18 protein-coding genes are annotated in these 15930 nt (G+C 61.3%); 8 read left to right on the top strand and 10 right to left on the bottom strand.

Annotation, left to right across the window (positions count from 1 at the left end; genetic code table 11):
* Positions 1–137: 137 nt before the first annotated feature.
* A complete protein-coding gene (locus RR_RS06010; RefSeq protein ID WP_011223032.1) occupies positions 138–1307 on the top strand; it encodes an NAD(P)/FAD-dependent oxidoreductase in 1170 nt (389 codons plus the stop codon).
* A 264-nt stretch (positions 1308–1571) separates the two neighbouring features.
* Here RR_RS06010 and RR_RS06005 read toward each other — a convergent pair whose 3' ends face one another.
* The 6 genes from RR_RS06005 to RR_RS22300 all read right to left on the bottom strand — a co-directional run bounded on the left by RR_RS06005 (position 1572) and on the right by RR_RS22300 (position 6247).
* A complete protein-coding gene (locus tag RR_RS06005) occupies positions 1572–2396 on the bottom strand; it encodes a nucleoside phosphorylase (RefSeq protein ID WP_011223031.1) in 825 nt (274 codons plus the stop codon).
* Positions 2393–2779 carry a cytidine deaminase gene (gene cdd, locus RR_RS06000; protein WP_004962275.1) on the bottom strand — a complete coding sequence of 129 codons (387 nt, stop codon included), beginning with the start codon at positions 2777–2779 and terminating at the stop codon, positions 2393–2395. The genes RR_RS06005 and cdd overlap by 4 nt, the downstream gene beginning before the upstream one ends.
* 64 nt (positions 2780–2843) lie before the next feature.
* Positions 2844–4211: a phosphopentomutase/phosphoglucosamine mutase gene (locus RR_RS05995; RefSeq protein WP_011223030.1), complete on the bottom strand. Its 1368-nt coding sequence runs from the start codon at positions 4209–4211 to the stop codon at positions 2844–2846.
* Positions 4212–4255: 44 nt separating this feature from the next.
* Positions 4256–5056, bottom strand: coding sequence for an FkbM family methyltransferase (locus tag RR_RS05990; protein ID WP_011223029.1), 801 nt, complete (start codon positions 5054–5056; stop codon positions 4256–4258).
* A 202-nt stretch (positions 5057–5258) separates the two neighbouring features.
* Complete coding sequence (gene psmB, locus RR_RS05985; protein WP_004962269.1) at positions 5259–5981, bottom strand: archaeal proteasome endopeptidase complex subunit beta; 723 nt, start codon at positions 5979–5981, stop codon at positions 5259–5261.
* A 95-nt stretch (positions 5982–6076) separates the two neighbouring features.
* A complete protein-coding gene (locus RR_RS22300) occupies positions 6077–6247 on the bottom strand; it encodes a hypothetical protein (protein WP_004962266.1) in 171 nt (56 codons plus the stop codon).
* 273 nt (positions 6248–6520) lie between these two features.
* Here RR_RS22300 and RR_RS05980 point away from each other — a divergent pair, with 273 nt between their 5' ends.
* The 3 genes from RR_RS05980 to RR_RS05970 all read left to right on the top strand — a co-directional run bounded on the left by RR_RS05980 (position 6521) and on the right by RR_RS05970 (position 7771).
* Positions 6521–6892, top strand: coding sequence for a DUF555 domain-containing protein (locus RR_RS05980; protein WP_004515717.1), 372 nt, complete (start codon positions 6521–6523; stop codon positions 6890–6892).
* Between the two features lie 70 nt (positions 6893–6962).
* Complete coding sequence (locus tag RR_RS05975; protein ID WP_004962262.1) at positions 6963–7505, top strand: CBS domain-containing protein; 543 nt, start codon at positions 6963–6965, stop codon at positions 7503–7505.
* An 86-nt stretch (positions 7506–7591) separates the two neighbouring features.
* On the top strand, positions 7592–7771 hold the full coding sequence (locus RR_RS05970) for a hypothetical protein (RefSeq protein WP_011223028.1): 180 nt from the start codon (positions 7592–7594) through the stop codon (positions 7769–7771).
* Positions 7772–7798: 27 nt separating this feature from the next.
* Here RR_RS05970 and purM read toward each other — a convergent pair whose 3' ends face one another.
* From purM to RR_RS05955, 3 genes are read right to left on the bottom strand one after another with little or no spacing between them, the layout of a single operon-like run.
* Complete coding sequence (purM, locus tag RR_RS05965) at positions 7799–8809, bottom strand: phosphoribosylformylglycinamidine cyclo-ligase (protein WP_011223027.1); 1011 nt, start codon at positions 8807–8809, stop codon at positions 7799–7801.
* 60 nt (positions 8810–8869) lie between these two features.
* Positions 8870–9544: a Zn-dependent protease gene (locus RR_RS05960; RefSeq protein ID WP_011223026.1), complete on the bottom strand. Its 675-nt coding sequence runs from the start codon at positions 9542–9544 to the stop codon at positions 8870–8872.
* Positions 9544–11073: a TraB/GumN family protein gene (locus tag RR_RS05955; RefSeq protein WP_004962251.1), complete on the bottom strand. Its 1530-nt coding sequence runs from the start codon at positions 11071–11073 to the stop codon at positions 9544–9546. Before RR_RS05955 ends, RR_RS05960 begins: the two co-directional genes overlap by 1 nt.
* Positions 11074–11320: 247 nt before the next feature.
* Between RR_RS05955 and RR_RS05950 the strand changes: the two genes are divergently transcribed.
* The 4 genes from RR_RS05950 (at position 11321) to RR_RS05935 (ending at position 12972) form a co-directional block, all read left to right on the top strand.
* A complete protein-coding gene (locus tag RR_RS05950) occupies positions 11321–11596 on the top strand; it encodes a PadR family transcriptional regulator (RefSeq protein WP_004515723.1) in 276 nt (91 codons plus the stop codon).
* A gap of 57 nt (positions 11597–11653) precedes the next feature.
* Entirely contained in the window at positions 11654–12097 is a 444-nt protein-coding gene (locus RR_RS05945) for an acyl-CoA thioesterase (RefSeq protein ID WP_011223024.1), read from the top strand.
* Between the two features lie 111 nt (positions 12098–12208).
* Positions 12209–12664: a hypothetical protein gene (locus tag RR_RS05940; protein WP_004962246.1), complete on the top strand. Its 456-nt coding sequence runs from the start codon at positions 12209–12211 to the stop codon at positions 12662–12664.
* Positions 12665–12792: 128 nt separating this feature from the next.
* On the top strand, positions 12793–12972 hold the full coding sequence (locus tag RR_RS05935) for an HEWD family protein (protein WP_007189933.1): 180 nt from the start codon (positions 12793–12795) through the stop codon (positions 12970–12972).
* 131 nt (positions 12973–13103) lie between these two features.
* Here RR_RS05935 and RR_RS05930 read toward each other — a convergent pair whose 3' ends face one another.
* Positions 13104–15917, bottom strand: a complete 2814-nt coding sequence (locus RR_RS05930) for an oligosaccharyl transferase, archaeosortase A system-associated (protein WP_011223023.1) — start codon at positions 15915–15917, stop codon at positions 13104–13106.
* Positions 15918–15930: the final 13 nt, after the last annotated feature.

Here is a 15930-nt window from a genome sequence, read left to right as displayed (position 1 = left end):
CACTGGTCTTTTGAATTGTTTTTTGCGGTCACCGGGGCCGCATCGTACCGCTCTGACGATGAGCAGCGCTGTGGAATTGTTCCCCCGCTGAGAGGGATTTCAAAGGGTTTGTATCAGTCGGTTGCGGAGTCTGCGATATGACAGAGAACGTAGTGGTGCTCGGTTCGGGGTACGCCGGCGCGGGGGCAATAAAGAGTTTCGAGGACGAGTTAGATGGCCAGACGGACGTTGATGTCACCTGGATTTCTGAGACGGACTATCATCTGGTCTTGCACGAGTCCCACCGTTGCATCCGGGACCCGAGCGTGCAGGAGAACATCGCCATCCCTGTCCACGAAATCAAGCAGCCGTCGACATCATTCATTCAGGACGAGGTCGTCGGCATCGACACCGATGCTCAGGAAGTAGACCTCGCCGACTCCGACACCGTCGAGTACGACTACTTGCTCGTTGGGCTGGGCTCCCAGACGGCCTTCTTCGGCATCGAGGGCCTCAAAGAGCACGCTCTGACGCTCAAGAGCCTCGACGACGCGCTTGAAATCCACGACAAGGTTCAGCAAGCGGCCCGCGAAGCCTCCACAAACGACCCAGCACAGGTCGTCATCGGCGGCGCTGGCCTCTCCGGCATTCAGACCGCCGGCGAGGTCGCCGAATTCCGCGACGAACACAACGCGCCAATCGACATCCACCTCGTCGAAGGCCTCGACCAGGTCCTGCCCAACAGCGACCCGGAACTGCAGGGTGCCCTGCGCAAGCGTCTGGAAGCCGCCGACGTGAACATCAAGTGCGGGGAGTTCATCGGCGAAGTCGACGAGGAGACGGTCTACATCGGCGACGAGGACGAACTGGATTACGACGTACTGGTCTGGACGGGCGGCATCACCGGCCGCGATTGTATGCAAGACGTCGATCTGGACAAGGACGAGCGCAACCACCGCGTCCACGCCGAAGGGAACTTCCAGACCGAGGACGAACACGTCTTCGCAATCGGCGACTCGGCGCTGATCGACCAGCCGGGCGACCAGCCCGCCCCGCCGACCGCGCAGGCCGCCTGGCAGGCCGCCGAAGTCGCCGGTGAGAACCTCGCTCGTGCGGTTCGCGGCCAGCCGCTGAAGACGTGGACCCACAAGGACAAGGGGACGGTTGTTTCGGTCGGCGAGAAAGCCGTCGCCCACGACGTGGTGAATATGCCTATCGAGACGTTTGGCGGGATGCCCGCGAAACTGCTGAAGAAAGCGATTGCCGCCCGCTGGATCAACGACATGACCGGTGTCGGTCGGGCCGCCAAGGCTTGGCCTGACATGTAGCGAGTACCTTTTTACGTCACCTCCTCTCCTCGCGCCTCCGGCGCTGCGGGGAGCGGGTTCGTAAAAATCTACGCTAAAAACGACCTTCTCGCTCCCGCTGGTCGCGAGAAGTGAAACCGCTCGCCACTGGCGAGCGGTATGCTGTCTCCTACCGCGCCGCGACTACACGGCGTCCGTTACCGCGCCGCGACTGCACAGCGTCCGCTACCGCACTACTTCTATACTGCAACAGCGGCCGCTCGCGGCTATCGGGTGTTGAGAAGCCTAGCGGTCGATAGACAGGCCGGCGTGCCACCCATCGGCGTCAGCTTCCTCGACAGCCGCGTCCATCTCCGCCAGATACGAAACGGCGAGGCTGGCACATTTGGCCGCTTTGCGCTCCCCTTCGGTGCGGAACTCGCCGGTAACGCGGTTGGCGTACACCGTACAGACAGCGCCGGCCCGCAGGCCGTACAGGTTCGCGAGCGTGAGAATCGTCGCGGCCTCCATTTCGAAGTTGAGGACGCCGGCCTCCTGAAGCGCCGCGATGCGTTCGTCGCTGCCGCTGGCCTCGAAGTCCTCGAACCCCGGGCGTGACTGTCCGGCGTAGAAACTATCCGTCGAGCAGGTGACGCCGAGGTGGTAGTCGTAGCCGAGTTCCTCGGCGGCGGCGACGAGCGCCGAAACGATCCGATGGTCGGCGCTGGCGGGATAGTCCTCGCGGACGTACTCCTTGCTGGTCCCCTCCTGTCGTACTGCGCCGGTCGTGATGACGAGGTCGCCGATGCTGGCTTCCTCCTGGATTGCGCCACAAGAGCCGACCCGAATAAAGGAGTCAGCGCCGACGCGGGCCAGTTCTTCGAGCGCGATAGCGGCCGACGGACCGCCGATACCGGTTGAGGTCACGGAGATTGGCGTGCCGTCGTGATTGCCCGTTGCTGTGCGGTACTCGCGGTGTTCGGCCACGATGTCGTGGTCGTCCCAGTAGTCGACGACCTTTTCGACACGCTCCGGGTTCCCCGGCAGCAGAACGCTGTCGGCCACGTCGTCCTCGCCTACTTCCAGATGGTACTGTACGTCGTCGTTCGGATCTTCACTATCGCTTGTCATTTGTCGAGATGGTCGCTGGTGATTGTCGTCGGCAGAAGCTCCCCGAGCTCGTACACCGTCGGCTCGTCGCCGTCAGTGATGATTTCGAACGACTCGTCACAGAACTCGCTAAACGTCTGGCGGCACATCCCACAGGGAGTGACGCCGTCTCGCTTGCCAGAGGTGACAGCGACGCGTTCGAACGACCGGTGCCCGTCGCTGACAGCCGCACCGATGGCCACTTCCTCGGCGTGCAAGCTGTTGCTGTAGTTGGCGTTTTCGATGTTACAACCGGTGTAGACGCTTCCATCACTCGTTTCGAGCGCCGCGCCGACCGTGTACTCCGAGTACGGCGCGTACGCCTCGTCAATGGCGTCTCTCGCTGCGTCGAGGAGGTCCTCCATGCACTGGGCGTCGAAGGGCCGTGTAGAAATTCTATCGGTCTCGGTAGCAGTCGGTGCTCGGGCGTCAGGCGTCAGCGGCACTGACGACCGCGACGGCGTCACGGACCGCCTGTGTGGTGTCCGCGACCAGCGCGTCGATGTCGTCGCTCTCTGCGTACACCCGGACGTACGGCTCGGTGCCACTCGGCCGGACGAGCGTCCACGACCCGTCGTCGAAGGAGAGTCGGACGCCGTACTCGGTCGAGACGTCGGCCTCGGGGAACGCGTCCGGCAGGTCGGATTCCAGTCGCTCCATCGTTTCGGCTTTGGCGTCGTCGGGGCACTCCACACTTACTTTCTCATAGGGTCGCTCGGAGATGACAGCCCGCCTGTCGCCCACACTCTCTCCGGCGAACAGGCGCGTCAGCACGGCTGCGCTAGCAACGCCGTCGATCCAGCCCCCGAAGGCGGTGTGGATATGCTTCCAGGGTTCTGCGGCAAAGACGACCTCAGTTTCGTCGGTCGCGTCCGCGCGAACGTCGGCGATTCCGACGTGGAGCGAGCCGAGGTGGATACGTTCGACACGGCCGCCGGCGGCTTCGACCCGTTCATCGATGCGGCCAGAGGCGTTGGGCGTCGTTACGACCACAGGGTCCGAAACGTCCGCAGTACGCGTGTAGTGTTCGGCGAGCATCGCGAGTATCGTATCCTCGTGGATGACATCACCGTCGGCATCAACGACGACGATACGGTCAGCGTCGCCGTCGTGGCCGAACCCGAAGTCGGCGTCGGATTCGGCGACGAACTCGCGGAAATCGGCCAGTGTCTCCGGCGTCGGCTTGCTCTCACGGCCGGGGAAGGTTCCGTCGACGTTCGCCTCCGTCGCCAGCACGTCGGCACCCAGTTCTCGGAGGACCTGCGGCGTCGCCACGCTGGCCATGCCGTTCCCGCAGTCAACGGCGACTGTCAGCCTCGACGGGTCGCCACCGAGCGACTCGGCGTAGTCGGCGACAGCGCCTCGATACTCGTCGAGGTAGTCGACCGACTCCGTGTCGCCCCAGTCGCGCCAGGCTGTCGGCGTCGAACCGCCCTCGATTCGCCCTTCGATGCGCGTCTCGTCGTCGTCGCCGTACTCGGTGCCGTCTGCAAACAGCTTGATGCCGTTGTCGGTCGGTGGGTTGTGGCTTGCGGTAATCATCACGCCGTGTCGGCCCTGCGAGGCGTACGCCAGCGTCGGCGTCGGTACGCGGCCGATTCTGACGACGCGCGCGCCGGCGCTTTGCAGTCCCGCGGCCATCGCATCAGCGAGTGCTGGCGAGGTTACGCGCCCGTCGTACCCCAGCACGAACGTCTCGCCGTCTCGGCCAGTCGCCTGTCCAACTCGCAGTGCAAGGTCCGGCGTCACCTTCGATACGACATCACCGCGGATTCCCGCGGTCCCGAACAGTTCCATACCGGCGATGCGGAAGCCGACCGTATAATTCTCTCGTTCGGCCCTCACTTCTTCCCGATGAGGAATGTGTCGCCCTTGCCGTCACGGATGACCCGTTCGGCCACAGCAAAACCATGGCCCTCCAGTTGGCTCCGGATGCCAGCGACGGAGTGGCCATTGGCTTCGAGTCGGTTTCCGTGGACTTCACAGTAGACGAGTCGGCACGAGGGCTGGTCAAGCGTCGTCGAGAGACCATTGAGAACAGCGCCCTCCGTTCCTTCGACATCGATTTTAATTGCGGTTGGTGTCGGCAGTTGGTTGTCGGCGATGAACTCGTCGCCGTGTCGCTTGCTAATTGTGATTGTCTCGTGCGTGTTGGCTGTCGTCACCAGTGAATGCCCGGCTGAACCGACTTTTTCGAGCGTAATGGAGAGTTCTGCCTCACCGTTTTCATCGACCAGTGCGTGTTCGAATAGCGAGATATCGGTCCGGTTGTGTTGCATATTCTGTCGCAACCGCTCGGCGTTGTCAGGGTGTGGTTCGAATGCGATCACCGGACTGTCGGTCACCTGTGATGCCAGACAGGCATACAGGCCGATATTAGCTCCAATATCGTAGAACACGTCGTCGGGCCGAAGTTCCCCCAGTAGATCGGCGAGTACCGGCCGTTCATCTATCTTCCAGAGGTCGGTAAATTCGTTGTAGGTCGGTATCAGAAACTCTGTGCTGACATCGCCGACCGTAACTGCGTACGTCTCACCAGCAATCCGATAGGAGAAGTTGCGATACCGGCTGTAGAGGGTACCGAGAAGCGGTTTAACTCCAGCCTGAGATGCAAGGTGAACAGCTACATCGGAAAGTGTCATTTGGAAACATTATTAAGACCACCTACCTATACTTGTCGATTAATGGTTATTTCACGCGCTTCCACAGTTCCACTCAGGTCACACGACGGTGCGTCCGCCTGCCGTTCAGACTCTCTGGTCGAACTGCTAAAATATCGCAGACTTCGGCAGTGAAAACAGGGTCGGAGACGAGACTTGACTGCAACAATTATGTCGCGTGCCGCTACAGCAGTTCGTCGAAGTCGTAGCCGTTGATATCGACGCCGTCGGCAGTGACATCGGCGAGGTAGATGCCGTTACCGGAGCCGGTGTCACGCTCGGCGGCGGCCTTGATGGAGGCAGCAGCGACCTCTTTTGCCTCCTCGTTGGTCATGTCTTCCTCGTAGCGGTCTTCGAGGGTCCCGTACGCGACGGTGAGCCCGGAGCCGGTGACAGTGTAGTCGTCTTTCATGACCCCGCCAGCCGGGTCGATGGAGTAGACGTGGTGGCCGTCGTCGTCGACGCCGCCGAGGATGGGGTTGATCGCAAAGAAGGGACCGCCGCGAGCGAAGTTGCCGGCCAGCGTCGAGAGGGCTTTCATACTGATGTCCTCGCCGCGCCGAGCTTCATAGAGGTTGACCTCCGCACGAAGCGTCCGGATGAATGACTGTGCGCCGCCGACGCTTCCGACGAGGGTTAGCGCCGCCGTGGGGTGAATCTCCTCGACCTTTTGAACGTTCTTATTCGAGACGAAGCGACCGCCAAGTGAGGCACGCATGTCCGTCGCGATGACGACGCCGTCGGACGTACTGATGCCGATGGTGGTCGTCCCGGTCTTGTTGACCTTCTCCGAATCCTGTGCGGACTGTTCAGGGAGCTCGCCGACTTCGGGCGCGTACGGGTCACTCTGGAACTCGTCGGCAGCCTGGGGTCCAGAAAGGTCCGGCCCCGGAGTCATATCTCGCATTACTGTGGGATACTAGTCGGGTGCTGATAAAACCTCTTTTCCTGATAGACCTGACGGCATCCACTGCGGGCAGGTCTTCAGTCGGCTGCTTCGTCTTACGCGCTCGCCTGGTCGTAGGCCTCGTTGAGTCCCGACACGGCCCGGTCCATCGGCAGCCGGAGTCCGAACTGCTCTGTGAGCATTGCCACCGGCAGCAGCATGATGCCCAGCAGCAGGGTGAGTTGGTACAGTGCGAACAGCGTTGCGGAGTACAGTCGAGCTACCATCTTCCTCGGTCGTTCCAGAGTGAGTCTAGTATATAAGCTTTGTTGCCGAATTTCAGTTGCGCAGTATTGATTATGATGAACTAATGGGCCGCTGTCTTGCGGTTTGCTGAGATGCATGAAAGACAGGACTGTTACTCGACTGATCTCCCGATTAGACATAATGGGAGTATGAGTCAGATAGCTGGTTCGCATAAGTTATAGAGATGGTAATGGTGACGTGCGCAACAGCGGCGAATCAAAACTATCGAATAGTCGGACCACGAGAGTTCGTGTATGAACTACCTCGTGGCGATGGAAGCAGCCTGGCTGGTTCGTGACGTAGACGACATCGACGACGCTATCGGTGTAGCAGTGAGCGAAGCGGGGAAGCGACTCAACGAAGCCGAGATGGACTACGTTGAGGTCGAAGTCGGTGCGACCGGCTGTCCGGCCTGTGGCGAACCGTTCGACTCGGCGTTCATCGCGGCCGACACGGCGCTCGTCGGACTGGTACTTGAGATGGATGTGTTCAACGCCGAATCCCCCGAACACGCACAGCGGATCGCCAAAAGCGAAATCGGCGGCGCACTTCGGGACGTCCCGCTGAAAGTCGTTGAGGTGTTCGAGACCGAAGCCGACGAGGACGAAGCCGAAGCCGAAGCATAGTCGCGCTCCACTTGATTCGCCCGCCGCAGTAGCCGTGGGCTTTTTATATTACCTCTGGTAATTAGCGGATATGGACTTACCGACGCCACAGGATCTGCGGGAGCGCCGCAACGAACTCGGGCTAACTCAGAGCGAACTGGCGGAACGGGCTGACGTCTCTCAGCCCCTTATCGCTCGTATCGAAGGTGGCGACGTGGACCCGCGGCTGTCGACACTCCGTCGGATCGTGACCGCCCTCGAAGAGGCCGAAGGCGGTATCATCAAGGCCCGCGACCTGATGAACTCTCCCGTTGTTGGCGTCGCACCCGACGATTCCGTCCACCAGACGAAGGACCTGATGGACGAGAAAGGGTACTCGCAAGTCCCCGTCATCCGTGACGGGGCACCGCAGGGACTCATCGGGAACTCCGACATCCGACAGCGCCCCGAGGAAAACGTCGGCGACCTCCCCGTGGCTGAAGTAATGAACGAATCTATCGCAACCGTTGAGCCCGACGCTCCTATCGACGAAGTCGACGCTTACTTGAACCACAATGCCGCTGTGATGGTTGTCGAAGGTGGGGAAACTATCGGTGTCATAACCGAAGCGGACCTCGCGCGTACGGTCAGCTAACTCCAATTCTCACAAACGCAAATAGGGATAGTGGGTCCGTACTCCCCGTAGGAGGGACTTAATACCGAAAACAGTGTCAGGGGTATATGTCTATTCTCACTAACGAGAGACGTACGCATATGGCCAATCCCAGCGACCCACTGTATACCGAACTCGAAAAGGCCCTCGAAACCGCCGAAAGTGAAGCGGCCAGATACCACATCCGACAGGCACTCCAGATTCGGATTGCGGAGGAAACCGCCGGCAAAGACATCCTGTCCGCCTGATCGGCTTCTGTCAGCGCCCCAAATCGGTTACTCGGTGAGTTCGAGGTTGCGAATCGCAACCGCCTCGTCTCCGTCAGCCACTTCCCCGATCACGCGAGCGTCCTCGCTGTCGGCGACAATCTCCGCAGCGTCGGCCTCGGGGACCGCAGCGACGAACCCGGTCCCCATATTGAACGTCCGGTGCATCTCCTCGTCAGAGACCTCGCCTTCCGCCTGAACGAACTCGAAGACGGGCTGGGCCTCGAAGGGGTCGGTAATCTCGTACCGATAGCTCCCCATCCGCGTGAGATTTGTCCAGCCGCCGCCGGTGACGTGCGCGGCTGCGTGGGTCTCGCTGGCCCGAAGCGGCGCAAGCACCTCGCTGTAGATCCGCGTTGGCGTCAACAGTGCCTCGGCGATGGTCGTGTCAGGGTTCGGCGGGAACGGGTCGGTGTACTCGTGGTCCTGCGTGACCGCCTCACGAGCGAGCGTGAGTCCGTTGGAGTGGATGCCTGAGGACGGCCAGCCGACGATAGCGTCACCGGCCTCGGCCTCACCGGGGAAGACGGCGTCTTTCGGTGCCAGTCCGGCGCAGGTCCCGGCGATGTCCAGCCCCTTGATGACATCCGGCATCACGGCGGTTTCGCCACCCACGAGCGCCACGTCGGCTCGCTCGGCCCCTGTCCGGAGCCCTGCGCCGATGTCCTCGCTCGTCTTCTCGTCGGGCGTTTCGACTGCGAGGTAATCGACGAAGGCGACCGGCTCGACACCAGTCGCGATGAGGTCGTTGGCGTTCATCGCGATGCAGTCGATGCCGATAGTCGAGTAGTCGTCGACGGCCTCGGCGACGAGGAGCTTCGTTCCGACGCCGTCCGTCGCGAGCGCGAGGTACTGGTCGCCGATGTCTACCAGTCCCGCGTAGTCGCCCTTGAACTCGCCGGCCGCGCCGATGAGCGCCTTCGTGGCCGCCTCGCTGGCGTCGATGTCCACACCGGTTTCTGCGTAGGTCAGTCCCTCCTCGCTGTCGGCGTCGTCGGCCTCGGACTCACTGTCGGTCATACCCGAGAGCGTGCGTGGCGGGGGCAAAAGAGCGTCGTTCCGCCGGAGCGCTCCGACTGCTCAGAGGACGAACAGCGCGCCGACCCCGAGCAGAATCGACGGCACCGCAACGGCAAGAAACACCGGCGTGCTCCACTCTCGAACCGTTCGACCGTCGAGCGGGCCAAAGGGCAGCATATTGAAGCCGGCGAGCAGGAGATTGATCTGCAGGCCCATCTCTGTGAGTTCCCGGAGAAATCCTCCGATGCCCATAGATGCGGTGAGAAAGAACGGAACGAGAAACACAACAGCGAGTGCGAGGTTCGTTACCGGCCCAGCGACGGCGATGAGGCCGTGTTGCTTCGCTGTGAGTCGGCCACGGTGGACGACCGCCCCCGGCGCGGCAAACAGGAAGCCGACGAGGCCGCCCAGAACTGCAAATCCGAGCATCCGGTAATCGGCCTTGAATGCGGCAATCTGACCGAAGCGGACGGCGACAACCTTGTGAGCCAGTTCGTGTAGCAGGAAGCCGACGCCGACCGTCAGCAGGCTGACCGCGAACGTGCTGGCGATTTCGGCACCCGAGAGGCCGCCGAACTGGCCGAAGACGATGCGGCGGAACTCCCGTTCGAGGAAGAAGGTAAACGCCAGTCCGAGCGCGAGCCAGGCGACGAGGAGGTCCCGGAGTTCGCGCTGGCTGAAGCTGAGGCCACCGATAGTTCGGTCCGTGGTGGGTCGCCGTCGTCGACCCGCCATCAGAGCACCCCCACGAGTATCTGGGTCCCTTCGCGGACACCCTGCCAGAGCAAGCGCGAGACACCTTGCATCCCGCCGATGTCCGAGGAGATGTACGGAATCAGCACCGGGAACACGACGTAGGAGGCGATTGCGCTGCCGACGTTCGTCAGCGCGACGACGAGGATCAGGCGGAACAACGGCACCGCACGCATCCGGCTGACGAGGTCCATCACCGGTGATTCCTGGTCGTTGAGTATCTCATTGAGCGTCGCGATATCGCTGATATTGACGGAGATATACCGTAGTTCGACGTAGCCCGCGAACCAGCCGGCCGCGAGCAACGGAAACAGGCTCGTCAGCCAGCCGAACGCGCCGGCGGCGGCCGCACTCGACCAGTGTGCACCGGCCACCTTCGCTAGCCCGCCGGCTAGCACGGCGTTAACGGCGACTAAGGCGACGAACAGCTGCAGTAGGACGGCCTGACTCGCGCCACCGAGGATGAGCAGGCCGAAGAAGACGAGAAAGACGACGCCAAAGCCGTAGCCGACGAGTTTGTACAGCGAAACGCGACGCCCGCCCTCGGTTCCGGTGAGCGACTCCATCGGTGGGAGCGTCTCCGGGTTGTCGAGATAGCCCTGAATCCCCTCGCGGTGGCCCGCGCCGACGACGGCAAGGACGTGATAGCCGGCCTCACGGAGGGCGATAAGTCGGTGAGCAATGAACGCGTCACGTTCGTCAATGAGTGCCTCCGCGCCGCCGGGGGAGAACTGACGGAACTCCTCCATCATCGCGCTAACGACATCAGTGTCGGTCAGTTTCTCCATGTCGAACTCCTCCACGTCGGCCTCGCCGCGGAACCGGACCAGCAGTGCGGCGATGGGGATTCCGATACCGGCCGCGGCTACACAGATGAGCAACAGCGTATCGAGCAGGCCCTCAACCGTTCCGCCGAGACCCCCCGGCAAAACTGAAAGAGCTCCACTCGGGACAATAAACGGACCACCGAAGGCTCCGGCGACCACTGCAAACAGCCCGCCGAAGACAGCACCGATGGTCAGTCCGACGGTCAACGGCGGCCCCATCTCGGCTGCGAGACTGCCGACAAGTTTGAGCTTCTCAACGGCCGTCAGCCGCGCCCAGAACCGCTGGACGGTCGTCTGGATGTCCCGGTCGACGAGTGCAACGCCGAGGCCGAGCCGTTCGGCGGTGTCGATGCCCGCTTTCATATCCGCACCCGGCTCGATGTCGAACCGGTCGCCCAGCCGGGTCTGGATGTACGACAGCATCCAGTACGCGAGGAACTGAAAGACGGTGTTCCCGCGCAGGAGGTCGCTCGCATCGAGGTCATCAGGTGTTTCGCCCTTGATCTGGCGATACCGGCCCTCGTCGAGTTCGACGGCGACGATATCGGGTTCGGATTCTTCAATCGCTGATTCCACTTCCGTGACGCTGTGCTCGGAAACGTGAGCGGTTCCGACGACATCGACGCGTCCCGCCCCTGACGGTTCCGGGAACTCGTCTGCCGCCGACTCCGCGTGTTCGGTCATCACCCGCGTTACACATTCGTTTCCTTTACCCTTGTCGGGTCCGGGTGACCGCCGAGAAACGGCGACCAAAATCATGTCCGCGGCGTTGTATGTTCTCGATACGTGCCGAAGCTATTACCCACTCTTGTGTTAATACAGCCACAGATGCCGTGGTAACTACTGGACGGGGGCGGGATTTGTAAATACACAATAGATTTACTGATTCAAAAGACTGATATGTACGGGGTCAAACTGTATCGGATATACGATGTATGACCTGACTGGATTCCAGCGGGACCTGCTGTACGTCATTGCAGGCCTTGACGAGCCCCACGGGTTAGCAATCAAGGAAGAGCTCGAAAACTACTACGAGAGCGAGGTCAACCACGGCCGACTGTATCCGAACCTTGACACGCTCGTTGAGAAGGCACTCATCGAGAAGGGCGAACGCGACCGCCGAACGAACTTTTACACGCTGACCAAGCGTGGCCAGCGCGAACTCGACGCCCGAAAGGAGTGGGAAGCGCAGTACGTTTCGGCATAGTCACCTTTTCGAACTCCGTTCGACAGACTCAACCCCGGTGCTGGCCAACCTCGCGCCATGCCAACGGTACTGGAAACCTATATCGAGAACCGCTGGATGGTCCAGCCCAACCATTCGAACCACCTGGGCTCGACCCACGGTGGAAACGTACTGAAGTGGATGGACGAACTCGGGGCGATGTCGGCGATGCGCTTTGCCGGCGAAACCTGCGTTACCGCGCGGATGGACCAGGTGAATTTCAAGCGGCCGATACCTGTCGGTGATACGGCCCTCATTGAGGCGTTTGTCTACGACACTGGCGAAACGAGTGTCAAAGTCCGGCTCCAAGTTGCCCGAGAGAACCTCAGAACTGGTGAGACTGAGTCGACGGCAGAGTCGTACTCGGTGTACGTCGCAGTCGACGAGGACAGGAACCCCGTTCCCGTTCCCGACGTGACGACCGAGACTGAGCGCGGTGAACGACTGCGACAGCGCGCCCTTGACGGGGAAGCGAACCGCTGATACTGCTGGCTGTAGTCCCGTGAAATATTTGTCACCGCGGAGTGGCGCATATTGTCACGGAGGCACAGCCAACAGTATGAGCTTTATTCGGCTCCGCCACGTACCACGATTATGACACTCGATGTTGAGACGCCGGAGCGGCCGGAGCTGTCCACCGGCGTCGCTGCCGACGAGTACGATGACGCGGAGGTACAGGGCGACGAATACCGGCGCGAGGAGCTCGCCGAGGCCCTGGACGACGGCGCGTGGGCGGACGCCTTCGAGGAATGGGCCACGGACGCGTCGCTCGATGCCGACCAGTGGAAGATTGTCACGGATCTGGGGCTCATCGAAGAGTTCGATTTCTTCTGGGACTCCTTTGCGGGCCGCGTCGGCTACCACGCTCCGGGCTTACCCGAGGACTGGCGCGAGCGGGAGATTCATCCGGACATCGACTCCTGGGGCACTGTTTCAGGTATCAACGCCGGACTGACCGAGTTCGGACAGGTCGTCTGCGAGGTGCTGGCCGATGAGTACCTCGACTGGGAAGCCGAAGAGGTTGACGCGGACGACCTCCCGGACTTTTGAACACGCCAGCGGTTGCACTACCGGCGTCAGCGTCGGTACAGCACTCTCACGTCGTCGGCTGTGAATCGTTCCGGTCGGACCGGTCAGGGACCGGCAGCCTGATAATCACCCACGCGCTTGCACCAGATATGGCTGAAATTGTCACCCCACGCAAACGCGAGTGTGAGCGGTGTGGGCGGGTCGATGAGTGGGACCCGGACCAACACAGTTGGCGTATCGTCACCGACAGTGGAACCAAACAATCCGGCGACCCACACTGTCTCCACGAGTGGGACATCAACGGCACGTTCAATCCGCTGGCCGAGTGACCGTTCCGCTGCTATCGCCTTTTTGACTGACAGGGCTGTCACCGTTAGAACGTACTCCGCTGACGGAACCCTGCAAAAATCTCAGGTAGATCAAACAGGCGGTCGGCCAGCGACCGACCGCTGGGACTCCGCTATGCGCCCGCTTCAGCTGCGTCTTCAGTCATTGGCGTGCGAGATTCACCGCTGGTGCCATTGCCCTGCTGAATCGTTACCGGTTCCAGTTCGACGGTTGCGGCGTCGTCGTCCTCGCCGATGACCTGTCCTTCAGTGACCTCGGTCGCGCCGGTAAAGCCGGTTCGGTTGCCGTTGTTGGCCCCGATTGCGGTGAACTGGTACTGAGTCTCGGCACGGACGCTCACGTTCGTGTAGCCTTCGTCAGTACCCCAGTCGTCGTACCCAGTAGTCGAGTAGGGAACGGTCATCTCGAAGTTCCCGTTCTGATCTGTCTGGGTCCGCTGGCGGTAGACGAACGTCTTGTTCGTGGCCGGGTTGCGCATCTGGACGGCGGCCCGGACTGTCGCGTTCGCCGGTCCGGTCCCTTCAATTGTTGCCCCTGGGACGCGCTCGAATATCTTTGCCCAGGCGGAGGACTGATACCGCGGGTTGTTCGGGAACGCCTCAGTCTCACTGGAACCGACTAGGCGGTAGTGCTCCATTGCTGAAACCCGTTCAGATGGGTTGTCGCCGAACCCACCGATCTGTGCGGTCGCGTCTTCTTCGACGTACTGACGGGCCTGTTCCATGCTCTCGAACTGGCGGACGATCTGTCCCTGTCGCTGGCCCTCTGGTTCCTGCTCGTTGGTCGGCGCACCGCGGTACTGGGCCCCCTGGCCTGTCTGCTTGTTCTCCCAGTCAACGACAATTGGTTGTGGCTCTGCGGCGCTGCCGTGGAACCGGTACAGCCGAGCGGTCATCGTCTCGTAGTAGGCCTGTTGCTGGAACGTTATCTGTCTGGCACCGTCCTGCGACTGGATGTACATTCGGCTGTAGTAGTCACCCGGCTCCACGCCATCAGCGAAGGTCGCTGGCGCGAAGAACTTGCCATTGAGGTTGCCGTTGGTTTCAGCCATCTTCCAGTCGACGGCGATGTACCGCGTCTTCGCGTCATCCTCATCTGTACTGTCAAGGATGTTGTTCGCCTGCGTTTCATTCTGTGCGACGAGGAACGGGGCGACTGTCTCAGTTCCCTGCTGGAACGGGTTCGCGTTCGGCACGCGCTCTGCTCTGGTGGTAATCCAGTGCCCGTAGTCCCACCACGACAGAACACCATACTGTCCCTCTTGGTAGTCGAAGTCTTCTTGTCGCTCATAGGTGCCGTAGTGCTCGAGTGTCGCGTCACCGCCGGAGCCGTAGGCTCCCTCTGCAGGTGTGTTGCCTTCCATCCACTGCAGGCTCTCGTCCCAGCCCTGAATACTCGGCCCGGGACCGGTCGAACCGGCTTCAACCGGCGTCGTGCCGAACGCAAACAGCGGGACGACGATGACGAGAAGTACCGTGAGAATTGTCATGACCTGATAGTACTCGATACCATCGTCGGCACTGAAATCGAACCAGCGGATGAATCGGCCGACAACCATTCCCGATAGCACTGCAATCGGTGCGACGAGATAGTAGGCGAACCGTCGCTGGGTGAACGTGGCCAGCAGAATGAATACCGCCCAGACTACGACGAGCATCTCTTCCGCAGGCGCGTCGTCGGAGAGGAACTGTTTTCCGAGCAGGAGGAGGCCGCCGATTCCCGCCACGATGACAGCGAACCCGTGCCGGTCAAACAAGACGCCAGCGTTCCGCAGTGGCGAGGCTTCGCCGACGGTGTTGGCCGTTTCGCTGGTTGTGAGTCCGATTATCCGCATCACGTTGTTTGTGAAGAAGCTCCACAGGTCAGGGGTCAATACTGCCATCAGAACGGCCCCGAACGCGAGGATTCCGAACACGGTCGCCGGATACACGTACTGGCCGTACTCTCGCTGCTCCATGAATCGAGCTAGCCACGCCATGAACACACAACCGAAGCCAACGGCCAACGCCAACCCCGGCTGTAGCAGCGACTGAGCGGTTGCTGTAATTTCCAGAACGTTGATCCTCGATGCACTCACCACAGCGGCAGTCACCATCGTGATTGCGCCCGCGATGGCCGTGTGTTCCGGGCTACTGTCGTGAACGTACTCAAGACACAGTCGGAGCAGGAAGAAGACACCGAGTATCCCGAGAAGGAGCACACCCGGCGGCCAGACCCAGAGATACATCGCAATTGCCACACCGGCCAGCATGGACCAACTGATGGTATCCCGGAGTGCGTCTATATCTCGTTCGATAAACTGCTCATAGATCGGCTTGTCCCGCGCGGCGACGCTGACAGCCACCATGACACCGAGGACACCGAGAATCTGGAAGAGCGCTTCAGCGACGTGGTGGTCAGAGAACCCGACGCGGCTCCGCTGTAGGAGCCCCCCCGTCGAGAATGCCATCACAGTAACCGCAGTTACGCCGCCGAGGCGGCCGCCGAGTCGCCGTCCGACAAGGTACGTCGGAACCGCAACGAGCGTCCCGAGCACGGCTGGAGCAAACAGGAGTGTCATCGCAACAGTCTGCTCACTGGGCGAACCCAGACCGATAATCAGGGCAACTGTCGCGACGATCTGATCGAGCAGCGTTCCGAACTGCCCCGTGCTGGTTCCGTATGGGAAATACGTCCAGGGATCAAACGGCATCGTCGCGGGCCAGTTGTTAACGACGTACTGGGTCGACCGGTAGTGATACCAGGCGTCGTTTCCGCTGAAGAGTACCTCGCCGTCAACAATGAAGTTCTCCCAACTCCGTACGCGATTCCACAGCATGAACCCGAGCAGTACCAGGAGGACCGGAACGTGGTACCAGCGCTCGGCCCACTCCAGGGCGGACTCGAGTTCGGGGTTGTCGTCAAGATAGCCCCGTGATTGACTCATTGCACGGAAAAAC

The organism is Haloarcula marismortui ATCC 43049, from assembly GCF_000011085.1.
GTDB lineage: Archaea > Halobacteriota > Halobacteria > Halobacteriales > Haloarculaceae > Haloarcula > Haloarcula marismortui.
This window is presented reverse-complemented; position numbering and strand designations above follow the sequence as displayed.